Source organism: Amycolatopsis rhizosphaerae, assembly GCF_007713715.1.
In the GTDB taxonomy this organism is placed as follows: domain Bacteria; phylum Actinomycetota; class Actinomycetes; order Mycobacteriales; family Pseudonocardiaceae; genus Amycolatopsis_E; species Amycolatopsis_E rhizosphaerae.
Genome location: NZ_VJWX01000040.1, coordinates 1 through 17,582 on the forward strand (window position 1 = coordinate 1; position 17,582 = coordinate 17,582).

Sequence of the window (17,582 nt, forward strand, 5' to 3'; positions counted from 1 at the left end):
GTCATCCAGTGTTACTCGTGCGTTCACAAGCGCGGAGGTCGGGCATATGCCGGAAGTCGACAACATCGACGACGCAGCGGTACGTCTGCCGGGCATGCGGGTCGCCTATGACGGGAAGGCGCTGGACGAGTCCGATCTCGCGCCGACCTGGACCGAACAGCTGCAGCGGTGGCTGAACGAGGCGATCGCATCCGGGCTGGCCGAGCCGAACGCGATGGTGCTCGCCACCGCGGACGCGGAAGGCCGTCCGTCCTCCCGCACCGTGCTGTGCAAGGGCCTCGACGAGCGGGGCGTGGTGTTCTACACGAACTACACCTCCGCGAAGAGCCACGACCTGACGGTCACCCGGTACGCGTCGGTGACCTTCCCCTGGTATCCGCTGCACCGGCAGGTGACGGTGCGGGGCGAGGTGGAGAAGGTCGACATTTCCGAGACGGCCGCCTATTGGGCCTCGCGGCCCCGTGGGTCGCAACTGGGCGCGTGGGCCTCGCCGCAGTCGAAGGTGGTCGACGGCCGCCGCGCACTGGACAACGCGTTGAGCGCGATCGAGCGCCGGTTCTCCGACGTCGAGCAGATCCCGTTCCCGCCGCACTGGGGCGGCTGGCGCATCCGGCCGGAGATCGTCGAGTTCTGGCAGGGCCAGCAGAACCGGCTGCACGACCGGTTGCGCTATGTCCTGGGACACGACGGCTGGCGCGTCGAGCGCGTCGCCCCCTGACCCCAGCCGCGCCTTGCCGTGAGGGGACCCCTCACGGCCTTGCGGTTGGGGGAAAATCACAGGCGAGCAGGTAGTTAGCTCGGCTAAGCTGCTGGGTTGTGAGTGTCGAGGCGGGGAAGCGCAACCGGTTCGGCAAGATCGTCATCGACATCCAGCCCCTTCGGCTGCCGCCGTTCCGCCGGCTCTGGATCGGCTCCGCGGTCACCGCGATCGGGAGTCAGCTCACCACGGTCGCCGTGCCGAAGCAGGTCTTCGACCTCACCGGCTCTTCCGGCTACGTGGGCCTGACCGGTGCCGTGGCGCTGGTGCCGCTGCTGGTGTTCGGGCTGTGGGGCGGGGCGATCGCCGACACCGTCGACCGGCGCAAGCTGCTGATCATCGGCAACGCCGGGATCGCCGTGGTGTCCGCGCTGCTGTGGCTGCAGGCCTGGCTCGGGATCGGATCGGTCTGGCTGGTGCTCGCGCTACTGGCGTTCAACCAGGCCTTCTTCGCCATCAACATGCCCACGCGCAGTGCGATCGTGGCCCGGCTGGTGCCCGCCGCACTGCTGCCCGCGGCGACCGCGCTCAGCAGCACGATGAACATGTTCGGCACCGTGTTCGGCCCGATGGCGGCCGGTGCGCTGATGCCCGTGCTCGGCCTGCCGACGCTGTACCTGCTCGACACCGCCGCCCTGCTGCTGACCCTCTACACCGTCTGGCGGCTGCCCGCGCTCCCGCCGCTGTCCGGGCAGGTCCGCCGGGCCGGGCTGCGCGACGTGCTCGACGGGTTCCGCTACATGGGCGCGCAGAAGGTGCTGCTGGCCAGTTTCGTGGTGGACATCATCGCGATGGTCGCGGGCATGCCGCGGGCCTTGTTCCCCGAGATGGCCGAGCGCACCTTCGGTGATCCGCACGGCGGCGGGCTCGCCCTGGGCTGGTTGTTCGCGGCGATCCCGATCGGCTCGGTGCTGATCGGGCTGACCTCGGGCTGGCTGGGCCACGTGCGCAGGCAGGGCAGGGTGGTGGTGCTCGCGATCTGCGTCTGGGGTGCGGCGATCATCGGTTTCGGGCTGGCGGGTTCGCTGTGGCTCGCGGTGCTGTTCCTGGCGATCGGCGGCGCGGCGGACATGGTGAGCGCGGTCTTCCGGCAGTCCATCCTGCAGGCCGCCGCGACCGACGAGATGCGGGGCCGCATGCAGGGCGCGTTCACCGTGGTGGTCGCGGGCGGGCCGCGGATCGCGGATCTGGCGCACGGCTGGACCGCGGCCGGGATCGGTACGGCCGCGGCGGCTTCCGGGGGCGGGGTGCTGGTCGTCGTGTTGATCGCGGTGGCCGTCGTGCTGCTGCCCGCGTTCTGGCGTTACCGCGCCGGTGCCGTGGTCGAGTAGCCGCGTTTCGCGGACGCGGGGCCGCGGGATGGGGCACGATGTCGCCATGGCAGATGGGATCTCCGTCGACACCGCGGACCTGGCGCGTTACCACTCGCGGGCCGGAGCGCTTTCGGACGAGATCGTCGGCGCCGCGAAGAGCCACCTCGCCGGAAACCTCGCGTTGCCCGGCAACCTCTTCGGCGACCTGGGGCACGAGAGCGGCTTGCAGGCCCACCTGGGCGACCACCTCGACCGGATGCACTCGCACGTGCACTCCGTGGCGGGTGGTCTGCACGACCTGGGCCAGTCGGTGCACACCGCCAAGGGGGACTACGAGGCCGACGAACAGCTGTTCGGCGACCAGTTCCGCAGGATTCTGGGCTGAAGGGGAGCGGGTGGCGATCGACCTGGCGCCGTACGAGGCGCCGATCAAGGAGGCCGCGGACAAACTCGAGGGGGACACCGGCGCCGCGGGCAAGGCGCAGGCGGACCTGGACTCGCTGTCGCAGAAGCTGGCCGAGTACGGCACGCGGCACCAGACGGAGGCGGCGAGCCTGCAGGGCAACTGGGTGGGCGACCGCGGTGACCTGTTCGGGGTCAAGGCCAAGGAACACACCCAGTCGCTCGACGACGCGGCGACCTGGGCATCGAAAACGGCGCAGACCATCGGGGACGCCACGAGTCTGGTGAAGAACGCGCAGCAGCAGGTGCAGGCGCTGCTCACCGAGTTCGACGCGGACGCGCGCACACTGGTGAGTGCGGCGGCGAGTAGCAGCGACCCGGGCGCGGAAATGCAGGCCCGCGCGGTGCTCGCGGGCATGTCGGCCCGCTACGCCAAGGAAGCGGCCGCCATCGTCGACGCGGCCAAGGGCCGTCTGCGGGATCTGATGTCCGGAATGGACTCGACGGTGCCTTCTTCGGCGCCCCCGGCCGGTCCGCTGGGAACCCGTGCCGGCGGCGGGTACAGCGGCGGCGGTGGTGGTGGCGGCGAGTACGGCGGTGGGGGCGGCACCGTCGCTTCGAGCGGGCCGCCGATGACCTTCCCGCCGTCGGACCAGTACGGCAGCGGCACGCAGGTCAAGCTGCCCGGTGGCCAGACGGTGAACGCGCCGAACGAGCGTGCCGCGATCGCGGTGCGCGCCGCGCTGTCCCGGCTCGGGCTGCCGTACGTGTGGGGCGGCACGGACCCCAACCGCGGCATGGATTGCAGCGGGTTGACGCAGTGGGCGTACAGCCAGGCCGGGATCAAACTGCCGCGGACCGCGGCGACGCAGACCGTCGGGCAGAAGGTGGACATCAACGACATCCAGCCCGGCGACCTGATCATCTGGAGCGGTCACGTCGCGATGTACATCGGCAACGGGCAGATGGTCGAGGAACCGCACACCGGATCGGTCTGCCACGTGGTTCCCTTGCGCACCAGCAATGCGGGCGAGCCGCTGCTCGGCGTCTTCCGGCCCGCGGCCTGACGGCGGTGGTTTCTGCCGAGGGACTGAGCTGGACGGTGGTGCGGGGGCCGTGGGCGGGGTGCCAGGGGCAACTCCCGGCACCCCGCCTCACCGCGCTACAGGACGGTCAGGTCGACGGCGTCGGCCATCGCCTGGTAACCGGCGTCGTTGAGGTGCAGGTGGTCGCCGGAGTCGTGGGCCGGATCGAGTGCGTCGCCCATGGCCTTGGCCAGGTCGATGATCGCGTCGTACTCTCCCGAACCGCGGATCCAGGTGTTCACGGCAGTGCGCTTGGCCTCGCTGCGCGGCGTGGAGAATCCTGAGCCCCGCATCGGCAGCAGCGTCGCTCCGACGGCCCGCAGGCCGGCCGCGTGGGCTCGCCGGATCATGTCCCGGTGCCCGTCGATCACCTCTTCGGCCGAGACCTCGGTGTACGGCGCGAGGATCGGGAACGGCGAGTCCGTCGCCATCTCGCTGATTCCGACGTCGTTGATTCCGGCGAGGATCAGGACGGTCCGCACCCCCGGCTGAGCCGGCACATCGCGGGCGAACCGGGTGGTGGCCCGCTCGCCCAGCCAGGCCGAGTCGACCGTAACGCGGTTTCCCCCGATCCCCTGGTTCAGCACCGCGCGCGGCCTGCCCGAGGCCACCAGCCGTCGCGCGAGCAGGTCGGGGAAACGGTGGTCGGTGTCCGGGGTGCTGCCGGTTCCGTCGGTGAGCGAGTCCCCGAGCACCACGATGCCGTCGCTGCCTGCTTCGGCCACTTCGACGCCGCTGAGGAAATACCAGGACTGCGAGGTCTCGGTGAAGGCTGTGCCGTCCGCGTCCGCGCGGTGGTCGCCCACCGCGCGGTAGGTCGTCGCCAGTGCCTGGGAGTGGTAGGTCGCAGGCCCGGACGGCTCGGCCAGGTGTGTCGTGATGGTCAGCGGGTCGAGTGCGCCGAGGGGAAACGAGACCTCGTCGGTGGCCAGGTCGGCGCCCGCCGGGACGGTGAAGGTCGTTTTCCCGTCCACGGTCAGTTCGCGCAGGGTGTCCGGCTTGATCGCGGCCGCGCCCCCTGTGCCCGCGACGGTGAGGCCCGCGATCCGCAGTGGGGTGGCACCGTAGCGATTGGACAGTCGTACTCTCAGCGCCTCACCGCCGACGCTGAGGCGGACGCTCTGGCGGAGGGTCTGGTCGGCGAATCCCGCTTCGGACCAGTTCGGTGCGAAGCCAGTGCCCGGCCGTTGCGGCGAGGCGGTCCACGCGGCGGTCCAGTCGTGTTTCTGCCTGCTCATGCGAAGAAGCCGACCACCTTGTGGATGCGGTCCCCGGAGAATTCCACGGCGTCGTAACCGGTGGCGACGGTGCCGAGATTCCACGTGAACAGCGCATTGTCGTGGTGGGTGCCGAGCACGGTGCCCAGGGTGAACCGCAGGTCCCCGAAGCTCTGGTGGGCACGGCCGATCGCCGCGGACAGTTCGGCGTGTCCGCGCAGGCCCGCGTAGTCCGGGTCGGCGTAGACCGAGTCCTCGGTGAGGACGGAGGACATCAGTTCCTCCCTGGCGCCGGGGTCCCGTTCGTTCCAGATGTCGAGGTAGGCGAGGATCAGTTCGTTCTTGGTCATTTGCCGACTCCTTCCATTGTGGACGTTTGCGATGCTTGCCCGGTCGTTTTGAGGACAAGGGCGATCAGGCCGCCGGCGACGGTGAGGGCCGCGGCGGTCCAGCCGGCGATGTGCAGGCCGCCGAGCAGGTGGGGTGAGCCCGTGGTGAGCGCGACAAAGACCGCGAGGCCGAGCGCGCCACCGATTTCCTTGGCACTGCTGGCGATTCCGGAGGCGACCCCCTGTTCCTCCGGTGCGATGCCGGAACCCGCGGAGGCGAACAGCGCGACGAACGCGATGCCGCCGCCCAGACCCCAGACGACGCTGCCGGGCAGCAGGGTCCAGAAGCCGCCGCCGGGTGTGGCGCCCGCGACCATGACGGCGATGCCCGCCCCGGTCGCGGACATCGCGGCGGCGAGCGTGGTGCGGATCCCCCAGCGGCCCAGCAGCGCGGGGGTGAGCTTGACCGCGGCGAACATGCAGACGAGCGTGAGCGGCAGGAACGTCAGGCCGGCCTCCAGCGAGCTGTAGCCGAGGACGGGCTGCAGATAGGAGGTGAGGACGTAGTAGCCGCCGCCCAGCGTGCCCTGGAAGAGCGCGATCACGATCATGGTGGTGGCCAGGTTCCGGCTCCTCGCGAGCCGCAGCGGGATCAGTGGATCACGAGTGCGGGCCTCCACCACCAGCAGCAGCGCGAGCAGCACGATCCCGGCGGCCAGTGCCCCGATGCTGCCCGCCGACAGCCATCCGGCGTCCGGGCCGATCACCAGGCCGAGCACGAGCAGCGCCGAGCCCGCCGTCGCCAGTACGGCACCCGGCAGGTCGAAACCACCGGACGTGCGGTCCGGGTCGGCGGGCAGCAGCGCGGGCGCGGCCAAGGCGCAGCCCAGCGCCAGCGGCACATTGACGAAGAAGACCCACTCCCAGCCCAGGTAGTTCGTCAGCACGCCGCCCAGCAGCGAGCCCGCGGCGAGCCCGGCGCTGCCCGCCATGCCCCACGCGCCCAGCGCGCGGTTGCGGGCCGGGCCTTCGGCGAATCCCCGGTAGATGAGCGTGAGTGTCGCCGGGGTCAGCAGTGCTCCGCCCGCGCCCTGCACCGCGCGGGCCGCGATCAGCAGTCCGGAGCCCGGCGCCAGGCCGCCTGCCAGCGACGCGACGCCGTACAGCGCGAGCCCGGTGACGAACATCCGGCGCGGTCCGAGCCTGTCCACGGCTCGTCCGCCGAACAGCAGCAGGCCGCCGAGCCCGACGGAGTAGGCGCTCACCACCCACTGCGCGGACTGCGGGCTGAAGCGCAGCGCCTTCCCGATGTCGGGTAGCGCCACGTAAACGATGTTGTAGTCGAGAGCCACGATGAGCTGGGTCAATGCCAGCAGGCCGAGGCGAAGTCTTTCCGTTGTCACAAGCCCCCGCTTCTGTGTGCCGTCCAATTACTACACGGCGTTCAGAGTTAGCACGGCACAGACTAGACCAACGCTGTAGAGTGTCAAGGGTGAGTGGGCAGACCGTCAGCCGTCGTGACCGGTTACGCGCGCAGACCAGCGCCGAGATCAAGGCAATCGCCATGAAGCTGATGGCCGACGGCGGTCCCGACGCCATCTCGCTGCGGGCCATCGCCCGTGAGATGGGCATGACGGCCGGTGCGATCTACAGCTACTTCGCGACCCGCGACGACCTGGTCACCACGCTCATCGGCGACGTGTACACCTCGGCCGTGACCGTCGCCGAGTCCGCCCGCGACGCGGTACCGGACGACGACCCCGGCGGCCGGATCATGGCCTGGGCGCAGGCCATGCGCGAATGGGCCGTCGCCAACCCGGAAGGTTTCCGCCTGATCTACGGCGACCCCGTGCCCGGGTACCGCCCGCCGGAGGACAGCCCCGGCAAGCAGGCCGAACTCCGCGCCTGCACCGGCCTCATCGGTCTCGTGGCCGACGCCTGGCCGTCGGCCCGTGCGCTGCAGCCGGCCGACCGCGAGCACCGCTGGTCCGACTTCGACCCGGACCTGGTCGCCCGCGTCCGGGCGGACTTCCCGGACCTGCCGCCCGCCGCGGTGGCACTGACACTGCGGGTGTGGGGCCGCATGCACGGCCTCACCGCACTGGAGATCTACGGCCACCTGCGGGCACTCACGCACGATCCCGGGTCCGTCTACCTCGACGAGATGCGCGACCTCATCGCCTCCCTCGGCCTTGGCCCGAACACGGGCCGCCGACCCACCGCGAACGGCTAAGGTTTCCGTCGTGGAACGAGGGGTGGACGAGGTGTTTTCGGCTGCGGGCCCGGTGGTCGGGAGCGCGAGCGCGGACGGGGTCACCGTCGAGGTGGGGATCGGTGGGCGGCTGCGTTCGGTGAAGCTCACCCCGCAGGCGTTGCGTTACGGCGCCGCCGCACTGGCGGAGACCGTGGTCGCGACGGCGGCGAAGGCGACCGCGAAGGCGAACCAGCGGGCACAGCAGCTCTACACGCAGGCACTCGGCCGCCGCGGGGAACGGGTCGCGGAGGGCCTCGGGCTGAGCTACGACCCGAAGCTGCTGGAAGCGGACGACGACTTCGACCGGGATTGGACCCGCGGATGAGCGAGCGCCGCACCACCGAGCGGCTGCTGGCCGACGCCGACGAGCGGTTGCGGGCGACCGAACGGCTGCCGGAGCGGCTGGGGGAGATCCGCGGCTGGGCCCACAACGGCGACGAGAACGTGCGGGTCACGGTCGATGTGCACGGCGGGCTGCAGGAGCTGCGCCTGGACGAATCGGCGCTCGCGCTGGGCGTGGACGAACTGGGCGCGCAGATCGTCGAACTGGCGCACCGGGCGCAGCGTGCCGCGCTGGCCGAAGGCGTGCACGTGCTCGGTGACGTCCTGGGTGACGCGGCCGCGCTGGACATGATGCGCTCGGCGGGCCTGGCCGACGAGATCGGCCCCGACCCCGAGGTGATCCCCTACACGCCGGGCGTCGACCCGAACGCACACCGCTGGCGCGTCATTCCGCCGGGGGAGTGAACCGGCGGAGCTCGACCGGGTCGTGGGCGGAGAAGATGCCGACCTCACCGGTGCGCGCGAGTTCCCGAAGGCGCTGCCGGTTTTCCACCCGGGGCTGTGCGACGGTCTGGACGCGGGCCTCGAACCGCGCCAGCAGGGGCGGGCAGTGCGGGCGGAACGGGTCGACCTCGCCGTGGAAGAAGTACGCGTCTCCGGCGTGCAGCAGCCAGCCGTCGGCGGTGTCGACGGCCACTCCCGCGTGACCGCGGGTGTGCCCGCTCAGCGGGACCAGCAGGATCTCGGGCGGCAGGCCCGTCAACTCGCGCACGGCCTCGAAACCGAACCACGGCTCGCCGTGCTCGGAGTAGGCGCTCCAGCGTGGGCCGTGTTCGAACTGGACCTGCCGGTACCGCGCGCGTTCGGCTTCGTCGCGCGGAGAGCGAAGTGCCCGCAGTTCCTCCGCGTACACGTGGACGGTCGCGTGCGGGAAGTCGGCGAGCCCGCCCGCGTGGTCGAGATCGAGGTGGGTGAGCACGATGTGTCGCACGTCCTCGACGGCGAAGCCGAGCCGTTCGACCTGTTCCTTCGCGGTCTCGCCGGGCCGGGGCCGGGGCGCCACGCGCTTGACGAACCGGTCACCGAGCCAGTCTCGGGGGCTGCGGAGGCTGGGGGTGCCGAAGCCGGTTTCGACGAGTACGAGCTCTTCGCCCGCTTCGATCAGCAGGCAGTGGCAGACCAGCTCGGCGCGGTGGAGGAACCCGCCGCGGCCGTCGATCAGCCGCCCGCCGGGCGGTCGCATCGTTCCCGCGTTGAAGTGGTGCACTTTCATGACGGCTCCGATTCGGTGAAGGTGCGGCGCAGATGGGCGCCGACGGTGTGGAGCGGGGCGAGATCCCGGTTCAGCCGGGCCAGCAGGAGCGCTCCTTCGATTGCGCTGAGCGCGATCACGCTCAGCGCTTCCGCTTGCGCCGCTTCGGTTCCCCGGTCCTCCAGGTACTCGGCGATGGTCTGCTGCCAGGAGGCGTAGCCGCCGCAACTGGCGCCGCGGATCGGTTCGCTGGTGGCCCCGGCGTCCATCGCGACCAGCGCGATCGGGCAGCCCCGCTGGAAGCCGGAGGCGGCAAGGCCCTCGGCAAGCGCGGTGACCACGCGTTCGATGGCCGTGCCCGGGTCCGGTGCTTCGGCGAGCAACGTCTTCAGCCGTTCGTTCAGCCGTTCGGCGGCCACCGTGACCGCTTCGGCGGCCAGCTGTTCCTTGCCGCCGGGGAAGTGGAAGTACAGCGAACCCTTGGGGGCGCCGCCCGCGCTGACCAGTTGGTTCAGACCAGTGGCGTGGTAGCCCTGCTGGTGGAACAGGTCGGCGGCCGTTTCGAGCATGCGCTGCCGGGTGTCGGTCCTGCGAGCCATGGACACACCCTAACGCAAACTATGACGACCGGTCTAGTTAGCGCTGGGCGGAGGCGACCCGGCAAGGGCCGTATACATTCGCGGACATGGCGAATCCCACCGGAGAGCAGTTCGAGATCACCCGCGGTGCGGCCCGCGCGGTGGTCACCGAGATCGGCGCGGGGCTGCGGGCCTTCGAGATTTCGGGCGTCCCCTACGTCGAGACCTTCGACGCCGAGGCGAAACCGCCGAAGGGTGCGGGACAGGTGCTGCTGCCCTGGCCCAACCGCACCAAGGGGGCGGAGTGGACCTACCAGGGCGAGAAGCAGGTCCTCGAGGTCACCGAAGAGGCACGCGGCAACGCCATCCACGGCCTGACGCGGCATCGCGAATGGACGCTCGTCGAGCACGCGGAATCGTCGATCACCTTCGAAATCGAGATCGAGGCGCAGCCGGGCTGGCCGGTGCCGCTGCACGCGCGCATCACCTACGACCTCGCGCCCCGCGCGCTCACCGTCACCCACGAGATGCGCAACGAGGGCGAAACCCCGATCGGGGTCGGGGTGGGCACCCACCCGTACTTCCGCCTCGGCGACGTCCCGACCGACGAGCTCACGCTGACCCTGCCCGCGACCCGAGTGCGCCCGTACGTCGCCGAAGCCCAGTTGCCCTACGGCGAGGAGCAGGACGTCGAGGGCACCGAGTACGACTTCCGCACTCCTCGCCCGGTGGGCGAGGTCGACCTCGACACCGCGTTCGGGGGGCTGACCGCGGAACAGGACGGGCGGCACCACCACTACCTTTCCCACGAGGACAGGACCCTGGAGGTCTGGACCGATGCCGACTTCCGGTGGGTCCAGGTGTTCACCCCGGCCGAGCTGGTGGGTCGCGGCCGGGCGATCGCACTGGAACCGATGACCTGTCCCGCCGACGCGCTCAACTCCGGCACGGACCTCATCGAGCTCGACCCGGGCACCTCGTGGACCGGCAGCTGGGGCATCCGGATCCATGGTTGAACCAGTGCGGCTCGGCGAGCCGGACGCGGGTGAACTGTTTACCCTGCAACGGGCTTCCTACGTGACGGAAGCGCAGGCGCACGGCGACCTGTTCCTGCCGCCGCTCACCGAGACCCTCGACGAGCTGCGGTCGGTCCTACGGGACCCGGCCGTTTTCGCATGGGGGATCAGGGAATCCGGCCGCCTGGTGGCCGGTGTGCGGATTCTCGTGCGCGGGGAGACCGGCGAGGTGGGCAGACTGGTCGTCGCGCCCGACCGGCAACGGCGCGGGCTCGGCCGGACGCTCCTGCTTGCCGCGGAGGACCGGTTGCCACCTGCGGTGACCACCCTGCGGTTGTTCACCGGAGAGCACAGCACCGGTCCGCTCCGGCTCTACCCGGGCGTCGGATACCAGGAAACCGGGCGGACAGCGGAGAACGGCTACCAACTGGTGCACTTCGTGAAGGTTCGTGGCGCATCGCGGCCCTGAGTTCGTTAGCGTGTCGAACCATGGTGAGTGCGATTGTGGGTGGTTACGTCGTGCCGGTCGACGGGGAACCGATCGACGGCGGCACGGTTCTCATCGAGAACGGCAAGATCGTCGCGGTCGGTACGGACGCCGACGTCGACGTCCCGGAGGATGCCGAGCTGATCGACGCCGCGGGAGCCTGGGTGCTCCCCGGCTTCCTCGACGCGCACGTCCACCTCGGCGTGCACGAGGAGGGCGAGGGCTCGTCCGGCAACGACACCAACGAGATGACCGACCCCAACGGGGCGCGGTTCCGCGCGATCGACGGGATCGACCCGTTCGAGATCGGGTTCGACGACGCATTGGCGGGCGGGGTCACCAGCGTGGTGGTCAAGCCGGGGTCGGGCAACCCGATCGGGGGGCAGACGGTCGCGGTGAAGACCTGGGGCCGCACCGCGCTCGACCTCGTGTTCGCCGAAGAGGTGAGCGTGAAGAGCGCACTCGGGGAGAACCCGAAACGCGTCTACGGCGACAAGAACCAGACCCCGTCCACCCGGCTGGGTACCGCGGCGATCATCCGCGAGGCCTTCACGAAGGCGCGTAACTACGCGGCGCAGCGCGACCACGCCAGGGCCGAGGGCAAGCCCTCCGACGTGGACCTCACGCTCGAAACGCTCGCGAAGGTGCTCGACGGGAAGCTCTACTGGGACCAGCACACCCACCGGGCCGACGACATCGTCACCGCGATCCGGCTGGCCAAGGAGTTCGGCTACCGGCTGGTCGTCAACCACGGGACCGAGGGGCACCTGATCGCGGACGTGCTCGCCGAGCACGACGTGCCGGTGATCCTCGGCCCCCTGTTCACCACGCGCTCGAAGGTCGAGCTGCGCAACCGCACGCTGCGCTCCGCGGGCATCCTGGCCAGGGCGGGGGTGAAGCTGGCGATCACCACCGACCATCCGGTTGTGCCGATCAACTTCCTCGTTTACCAGGCCGCGCTGGCGGTCAAGGAGGGGCTGGAGCCCGAGGCGGCGCTGCGGGCGCTGACCGTGAACCCGGCGAGCATGCTCGGCCTGCAGGACCGCGTCGGCTCGCTCAGGCCGGGGCTCGACGCCGACGTGGTGATCTGGTCCGGTGACCCGCTGGACGTGATGAACCGGGCGCTGCGGGTGTTCGTCCGCGGCCGCGAGGTGTACCACTTCGACGAGGCGCGCGGTGAGGGCGTCGTCGAGGACCGCCGCTACCGCGAAGCCTGAGGCGTTTGCCGTGCCGTGAAGGGTCCCTTCACAGTCGAATCGACTGTGAAGGGACCCTTCACGGCTCGCCACAGCCCCGCTCAGGCACGGGTGGCCGAGGTCAGGACTTTTTCAGGGCGCGGGCGATGACCATGCGCTGGATCTGGTTCGTGCCTTCGAAGATCTGCGGCACCTTCGCTTCGCGCAGGTACCGCTCCACGGGGAAGTCGCGGGTGTAGCCGGCGCCGCCGAGGACCTGCACGGCGTCGGTGGTGACCTTCATGGCCGCGTCGGTGGCGATGAGCTTGGCCACCGAGGCCTGGCGGCCGAAGGGCAGGCCCCGGTCCCGGCGGCGGGCCGCGTCGAGGTAGGTGGCGCGGGCCGAGTCGACCGCGGCGGCCATGTCGGCGAGCAGGAACTCCAGGCCCTGGAACTCGATGATGGGCCTGCCGAACTGGGTGCGCCCCTTGGCGTAGGCCACCGCCTCGTCGAGCGCCGCCTGTGCCAGACCGACCGCGCAGGCGGCGATCCCGAGCCGCCCGGAGTCCAAAGAGGACAAGGCGATGCGCAGTCCCGCGCCCTCGCCGCCGATCAGCCGGTCGGCGGGCACCACCGCGTCGGAGAAGATCATCTGGGCGGTGGTCGACCCGGTGAGGCCCATTTTCCGCTCGGGCGGCGCGGCGGCCATGCCGGGCGTCGCCCCGTCGATCAGCAGGCACGAGATCGCGCCCGTGGGACCGTCGCCGGTGCGCACCATGGTGGTGTAGAAGTCGGCCTGCCCGCCGTGCGTGATCCACGCCTTGGTGCCGTTGACGACGTAGTGGTCGCCGTCCAGCCGGGCCCGCGTGGACAGTGCCGAGGCGTCGGAGCCGGCGTGCGGTTCCGAGAGCGCGTAGGCGCCGAGAAGCTGTCCCTCGAGCATCCCCGGCAGCCAGCGGTCGCGCTGCTCGTCGGTGCCGTGGTGGGCGAGCGCGAAGCACGACATGGTGTGGACCGACAGCCCGACGCCGACCGACATCCACGCCGCGGCGATCTCCTCCAGCACCTGCAGATACACCTCGTAGGGCACCTCGCCGCCGCCCCAGCGCTCCGCGTACGGCAGCCCGAGCAGGCCCGACTTGCCCAGCAGCCGGAACTGCTCACGGGGGAAGCGCTCGGCCTCCTCGTACTCGGCGGCCAACGGCTTGAGTTCGTCGCGGGCGAGTTCGGCTGTCAGCTTCAGCAGCTCCTCGGCCTCACGGTTCGGCAGTAGGCGTTCGACCGGCATGACAGCCTCCGCATCTGTACTCGTCGCAGTACTATGTAACCATCGAGAGTACAGCACATACGGTGTTCCGATGGCAGATCGCATCCCTCTTCGCACCCAGGGAAGCCGGCAATTGACCGCCCGTCAGCGTGCGCTGCTCGCCGAGCTGGAGGAGCTGTTCCTCGCCGAGGGGTTCATCCATTTCACGCTCGACGACCTGGCCGCGAAGATGCACTGCTCGAAGTCGACGCTGTACGCGCTGGCGCCCAGTAAGGAGCAGCTCGCCGTCCGCGTGGTGGCGCACTTCTTCAAAGGGGCGGCCGAACTGCTCGACGAGCGGATAGCGGGGATCTCCGACGCCCGCGAGACCATCGGCACCTACCTGGCGGGGATCGCCGAGTACCTGCACCGCGCCTCTCCCGAGTTCATGCGCGACATCAACGATTTTGCCCCCGCGCGCGACGCCTACGAGCTGAACAGCCGGGCCGCCGCGGCGCGGATCCGCTCGTTCATCGCCCGCGGTGTCGACGACGGTGTGTTCCGCGAAGTACACGCTCAGCTCATCGCGGAGATGGCCGCGGTGCTCGTCGAAAGCATCCAGAGCGGGGTGGTGGGCACGCGGGCCGGCGTGTCGGATGCGGAGGCGTTCGCGGCGCTGTCGGAGCTGCTGCTCGATGGCCTTACCTCGCGCGATCGGGCTAGCATCACTTCGTGATCGTGGTGGGCGGTGAGGCGCTGGTCGACCTGGTGCCAGGGGAATCCATAGTGGACGGCGGACTGACCTCGCTGCTGCCGAGGCTCGGGGGCGGTCCGTACAACGTGGCGCTGGCGGCCGGGCGGCTCGGAGAGCCCACCGCCTTCCTGTCCCGGCTCTCGGAGGACCGCTTCGGGCAGGCGCTGCGGAAGCGGCTGACGGCATCGAATGTCGACATATCGATGCTGCAGAGCGGGCCGGAGCCCACCACGCTGGCGGTGGTGGCGCTCGACGAGCGGGGCGCCGCGAGCTACACCTTCTACACCGAGGGCACCGCCGACCGGCTCGTCGCCGACCCCGGACCGCTGCCCGAAGCGGTGTCCGTGCTGTGCCTGGGCACGCTCGGCCTCGTGCTCGAACCCGGCGCCAGCGCCTACGAAGCCGTCCTGCGCCGCGAGTCGGTCCGCGGGGTGCTCACCGCGCTCGACCCGAACATCCGTGAAGACCTCATCGCCGACCCCGGCACCTACCGGGAGCGGTTCCTGTCCTGGCTGCCGGACGTGCGCCTGCTGAAACTGTCCGACGAGGACGCCTCCTGGCTCGCCGGGGGAATCGACCCGGACGAGGCGGCCAAACGCTGGCTCGCGGCCGGGGTGGACGCCGTCGTGCTCACGAAGGGCGCGCAGGGAATCGCGGTGCGTACTCGTGAACTCGAAGTCGACGTGCCATCGACCCCCGTGAAGGTGAAGGACACCATCGGGGCGGGTGACACCGTGCAGGGCGCATTGCTCGCCTGGCTGCACAACCGGAATGTGGGCGCCATCACCGATCTCGGGGTGGCGGAATGGCGTTCCGCGCTCGCCTATGCGGCGAAAGCGGCGTCCGTCACAGTCTCCCGCAGCGGGGCCGAGCCGCCGACCGCGGCGGAAATGGTGTGAAACTGATCCCAACGGTTTGCTGTGGGTAACACAATGGCTGCGCGAAGGCCACCCGTTCGACTAGCGTGAGGGGAGAATTCATACCCCAGCGGGGCGGTGTGCGGCGAGGCCAATTCCCGGTCGCGCGCGAACAAATGGCTGTCTGCGTAACCTGCAGGCGCCGCCGACCCGTGTGACCGTGAGAGGGACTTGCATGTCCGACGCGACTGCGGCGTCCGGCGGCAGCACGGTATCGCTGCGCCTGCCGAACGGCGAGTACGAACTTAAGGTGGTCAACGCCGTCGAGGGTGCTCCCGGTATCGAACTGGGGAAGCTGCTGGCGTCGACGGGGTACATCACTTACGACCCGGGTTTCGTCAACACGGGCTCCACGTCGTCGGCCATTACCTACATCGACGGTGACGCCGGCATTCTCCGTTACCGTGGTTATCCCATCGAGCAGCTGGCCGAGCACTCCAGCTTTATCGAGGTCTCCTACCTGCTGATCTACGGCGAGCTGCCGACGGCCACGCAGCTGGAGGAGTTCACCCAGAAGATCAACAGGCACACCCTGTTGCACGAGGACCTGAAGCGCTTCTTCGACGGCTTCCCGCGTGACGCGCACCCGATGCCGGTGCTGTCCAGCGCGGTGTCCGCCCTGTCCACCTTCTACCAGGACTCGCTCAACCCGTTCGACGAACCGAACGTCGAGCTGTCCACCGTGCGCCTGCTGGCGAAGGTCCCCACCCTGGCCGCCTACGCGTACAAGAAGTCGATCGGCCAGCCGTTCCTCTACCCGGACAACTCGCTGGGCCTGGTGGAGAACTTCCTGCGGATGACCTTCGGGCTGCCCGCGGAGCCGTACGAGATCGACCCCGAGGTCGCCAAGGCCCTCGACCTGCTGTTCATCCTGCACGCCGACCACGAGCAGAACTGCTCGACGTCGACGGTGCGCCTGGTCGGCTCGTCGGAGGCGAACCTGTTCGCCAGCATCTCCGCGGGCATCATGGCCCTGTTCGGCCCCCTGCACGGCGGCGCGAACAGCGCGGTGCTGGAGATGCTGGACGGCATCAAGGCCTCCGGCGGGAACGTCTCCGAGTTCGTCAACCGGGTGAAGAACAAGGAGAAGGGTGTCCGCCTGATGGGCTTCGGGCACCGGGTCTACAAGAACTACGACCCCCGCGCCAAGATCATCAAGGCCACCGCGGACCGGATCCTCAACAAGCTCGGCGTCAACGACGAGTTGCTCGACATCGCCAAGACGCTCGAGGAAACCGCGCTCTCCGACGACTACTTCGTGGAGCGCAAGCTGTACCCGAACGTCGACTTCTACACCGGTCTGATCTACCGGGCGCTCGGCTTCCCGACCAAGTACTTCACGGTGCTGTTCGCCCTGGGCCGTCTCCCCGGCTGGATCGCGCACTGGCGCGAGATGATCAACGACCCGTCCACCAAGATCGGCCGTCCTCGGCAGATCTACACCGGTGAGAAGCAGCGCGACTACTCGCCGATCTCCGAGCGCTGATCGTTTTCGGCGTTCTTCGCACAAGTGCCCTCTCTCGAACCGGGAGAGGGCACTTTCGCGTCTCCGGCGCCCATCTGACCCTTCACCGCCCGAGTTGCTGGTGGATCCAGTCGGCGACCACGTCGATCCTGGCGAGGGTCTCGTTGCCCGGCTGGGGGCAGTCCGGGCCCGCGTCCTCGATCGCCACCAGCACGCCGTGTACCTGGTCGCCGGAGACGAAATAGGGCGAACCGGAATCGTCGGGACACGGGCTGTTTTCCACCGTCCGCGTCGCAAGCGGCTGTGCTTCGTAGGTGCTCGAGTGGATCGCCGAGATGGCGAAGCGGCCCCGTTTGAGGTGGTCGGTCTGCTGGATGACGGTGGCCGAGAGCGAGCCCCAGCCCGCGAACTCCAGTTGCTTGCCGATCGCCGCCTTCTGGTCGTCGAGCGTCAGCGGGACGATGTCGGTGATCGGAGTGTCGAGCTTGGCCACGGCGAGGTCGTTGAGCGGGGACTGGCGGACGTCCACGACCTGCCGGGTGGCGCCCCCGGAGTCGCTGTCCTTGTTCTTGCCGACCACGACGGTCATGTGATACTTCGGTTTGCCGCCGATCCGGTTGTCCCGCAGGTCATGGAAACAGTGTCCGGCCGTGATGATCCAGTTGTCGTCGATCAGCGCGCCGCTGCAGCCGCCGGTTCGCACGCCGCCGCCCTCGACGGGGATGTCGTGGGACGTGAGCTTCGCGTTGAAGGGCAAAACGGCGTTCTGGACCGGCGCGGAGGTCAGCGTGGCAGGCGGGTTCGCGGGTTCTCCGACGCCGGCGGGCTCACCCTGCGACTTCCCCTGACCTTGCGCGCCGACCGCCTGCGCGGGCAGGTCGGCGGCGTGCACCTGGTTCCGGTTGGAGGCGGTGTAGAGCCCAGCGCCCGCCGCGCCCACCGTGACGGCAACCGCCAGGGCGAACTGCCTGCCGAACCCGCGCGTTTTCGAACTTCGTTTCACCTTGTTTAGGACGGCTGAGACCCCTCGTTCGGTTCTGGCACTATGACTCT

20 protein-coding genes are annotated in these 17,582 nt (G+C 69.8%); 13 read left to right on the forward strand and 7 right to left on the reverse strand.

Annotated features, from left to right (window positions below):
* Positions 1-46: 46 nt before the first annotated feature.
* The 4 genes from pdxH to FNH05_RS06735 all read left to right on the forward strand — a co-directional run bounded on the left by pdxH (position 47) and on the right by FNH05_RS06735 (position 3,539).
* The gene (pdxH, locus tag FNH05_RS06720; protein WP_144586408.1) at positions 47-718 is read left to right on the forward strand and encodes a pyridoxamine 5'-phosphate oxidase; all 672 of its coding nucleotides are present in this window, start codon (positions 47-49) and stop codon (positions 716-718) included.
* 98 nt (positions 719-816) lie between these two features.
* Positions 817-2,088 carry an MFS transporter gene (locus tag FNH05_RS06725; protein WP_246127573.1) on the forward strand — a complete coding sequence of 424 codons (1,272 nt, stop codon included), beginning with the start codon at positions 817-819 and terminating at the stop codon, positions 2,086-2,088.
* Between the two features lie 46 nt (positions 2,089-2,134).
* Positions 2,135-2,455, forward strand: coding sequence for a hypothetical protein (locus FNH05_RS06730; RefSeq protein WP_144586409.1), 321 nt, complete (start codon positions 2,135-2,137; stop codon positions 2,453-2,455).
* 10 nt (positions 2,456-2,465) lie between these two features.
* Complete coding sequence (locus FNH05_RS06735) at positions 2,466-3,539, forward strand: C40 family peptidase (RefSeq protein ID WP_144586410.1); 1,074 nt, start codon at positions 2,466-2,468, stop codon at positions 3,537-3,539.
* Positions 3,540-3,634: 95 nt separating this feature from the next.
* Here FNH05_RS06735 and FNH05_RS06740 read toward each other — a convergent pair whose 3' ends face one another.
* From FNH05_RS06740 to FNH05_RS06750, 3 genes are read right to left on the reverse strand one after another with little or no spacing between them, the layout of a single operon-like run.
* A complete protein-coding gene (locus tag FNH05_RS06740) occupies positions 3,635-4,795 on the reverse strand; it encodes an SGNH/GDSL hydrolase family protein (protein WP_144586411.1) in 1,161 nt (386 codons plus the stop codon).
* Positions 4,792-5,124, reverse strand: coding sequence for a nuclear transport factor 2 family protein (locus tag FNH05_RS06745; protein WP_144586412.1), 333 nt, complete (start codon positions 5,122-5,124; stop codon positions 4,792-4,794). Before FNH05_RS06745 ends, FNH05_RS06740 begins: the two co-directional genes overlap by 4 nt.
* Positions 5,121-6,506, reverse strand: a complete 1,386-nt coding sequence (locus tag FNH05_RS06750; protein WP_144586413.1) for an MFS transporter — start codon at positions 6,504-6,506, stop codon at positions 5,121-5,123. The genes FNH05_RS06745 and FNH05_RS06750 overlap by 4 nt, the downstream gene beginning before the upstream one ends.
* A gap of 89 nt (positions 6,507-6,595) precedes the next feature.
* Here FNH05_RS06750 and FNH05_RS06755 point away from each other — a divergent pair, with 89 nt between their 5' ends.
* The 3 genes from FNH05_RS06755 to FNH05_RS06765 are packed head-to-tail and all read left to right on the forward strand — an operon-like array spanning position 6,596 to position 8,104.
* Positions 6,596-7,336, forward strand: a complete 741-nt coding sequence (locus FNH05_RS06755; RefSeq protein ID WP_246127574.1) for a TetR/AcrR family transcriptional regulator — start codon at positions 6,596-6,598, stop codon at positions 7,334-7,336.
* A gap of 10 nt (positions 7,337-7,346) precedes the next feature.
* A complete protein-coding gene (locus FNH05_RS06760) occupies positions 7,347-7,682 on the forward strand; it encodes a YbaB/EbfC family nucleoid-associated protein (RefSeq protein ID WP_186382415.1) in 336 nt (111 codons plus the stop codon).
* Positions 7,679-8,104 carry a YbaB/EbfC family nucleoid-associated protein gene (locus tag FNH05_RS06765; RefSeq protein WP_144586416.1) on the forward strand — a complete coding sequence of 142 codons (426 nt, stop codon included), beginning with the start codon at positions 7,679-7,681 and terminating at the stop codon, positions 8,102-8,104. The genes FNH05_RS06760 and FNH05_RS06765 overlap by 4 nt, the downstream gene beginning before the upstream one ends.
* On the opposite strand, the gene FNH05_RS06770 is transcribed toward FNH05_RS06765, so the two are convergent.
* Both FNH05_RS06770 and FNH05_RS06775 read right to left on the reverse strand, forming a co-directional pair.
* Positions 8,085-8,912, reverse strand: a complete 828-nt coding sequence (locus FNH05_RS06770) for an MBL fold metallo-hydrolase (protein WP_144586417.1) — start codon at positions 8,910-8,912, stop codon at positions 8,085-8,087. The genes FNH05_RS06765 and FNH05_RS06770 overlap by 20 nt on opposite strands.
* Positions 8,909-9,490, reverse strand: a complete 582-nt coding sequence (locus tag FNH05_RS06775) for a TetR/AcrR family transcriptional regulator (RefSeq protein WP_144586418.1) — start codon at positions 9,488-9,490, stop codon at positions 8,909-8,911. Before FNH05_RS06775 ends, FNH05_RS06770 begins: the two co-directional genes overlap by 4 nt.
* Positions 9,491-9,576: 86 nt before the next feature.
* Between FNH05_RS06775 and FNH05_RS06780 the strand changes: the two genes are divergently transcribed.
* Genes FNH05_RS06780 through FNH05_RS06790 form a run of 3 tightly spaced genes read left to right on the forward strand, consistent with a single transcriptional unit; the run spans position 9,577 to position 12,189 of the window.
* Entirely contained in the window at positions 9,577-10,485 is a 909-nt protein-coding gene (locus tag FNH05_RS06780) for an aldose 1-epimerase family protein (RefSeq protein WP_144586419.1), read from the forward strand.
* Complete coding sequence (locus tag FNH05_RS06785) at positions 10,478-10,954, forward strand: GNAT family N-acetyltransferase (protein ID WP_144586420.1); 477 nt, start codon at positions 10,478-10,480, stop codon at positions 10,952-10,954. The genes FNH05_RS06780 and FNH05_RS06785 overlap by 8 nt, the downstream gene beginning before the upstream one ends.
* Positions 10,955-10,974: 20 nt before the next feature.
* Complete coding sequence (locus tag FNH05_RS06790) at positions 10,975-12,189, forward strand: amidohydrolase (protein WP_144586421.1); 1,215 nt, start codon at positions 10,975-10,977, stop codon at positions 12,187-12,189.
* A 100-nt stretch (positions 12,190-12,289) separates the two neighbouring features.
* Here the strand turns inward: FNH05_RS06790 and FNH05_RS06795 are convergent, their stop codons facing one another.
* Positions 12,290-13,435, reverse strand: a complete 1,146-nt coding sequence (locus tag FNH05_RS06795; protein ID WP_144586422.1) for an acyl-CoA dehydrogenase family protein — start codon at positions 13,433-13,435, stop codon at positions 12,290-12,292.
* 70 nt (positions 13,436-13,505) lie between these two features.
* Between FNH05_RS06795 and FNH05_RS06800 the strand changes: the two genes are divergently transcribed.
* The 3 genes from FNH05_RS06800 (at position 13,506) to FNH05_RS06810 (ending at position 16,550) form a co-directional block, all read left to right on the forward strand.
* Positions 13,506-14,129 carry a TetR/AcrR family transcriptional regulator gene (locus tag FNH05_RS06800; RefSeq protein ID WP_144586423.1) on the forward strand — a complete coding sequence of 208 codons (624 nt, stop codon included), beginning with the start codon at positions 13,506-13,508 and terminating at the stop codon, positions 14,127-14,129.
* The gene (locus FNH05_RS06805; RefSeq protein ID WP_144586424.1) at positions 14,126-15,046 is read left to right on the forward strand and encodes a carbohydrate kinase family protein; all 921 of its coding nucleotides are present in this window, start codon (positions 14,126-14,128) and stop codon (positions 15,044-15,046) included. The genes FNH05_RS06800 and FNH05_RS06805 overlap by 4 nt, the downstream gene beginning before the upstream one ends.
* Before the next feature lie 193 nt (positions 15,047-15,239).
* Positions 15,240-16,550, forward strand: coding sequence for a citrate synthase (locus FNH05_RS06810; RefSeq protein WP_144586425.1), 1,311 nt, complete (start codon positions 15,240-15,242; stop codon positions 16,548-16,550).
* Between the two features lie 82 nt (positions 16,551-16,632).
* Here FNH05_RS06810 and FNH05_RS06815 read toward each other — a convergent pair whose 3' ends face one another.
* Positions 16,633-17,532, reverse strand: coding sequence for a trypsin-like serine protease (locus tag FNH05_RS06815; protein WP_246127575.1), 900 nt, complete (start codon positions 17,530-17,532; stop codon positions 16,633-16,635).
* Positions 17,533-17,582 lie beyond the last annotated feature (50 nt).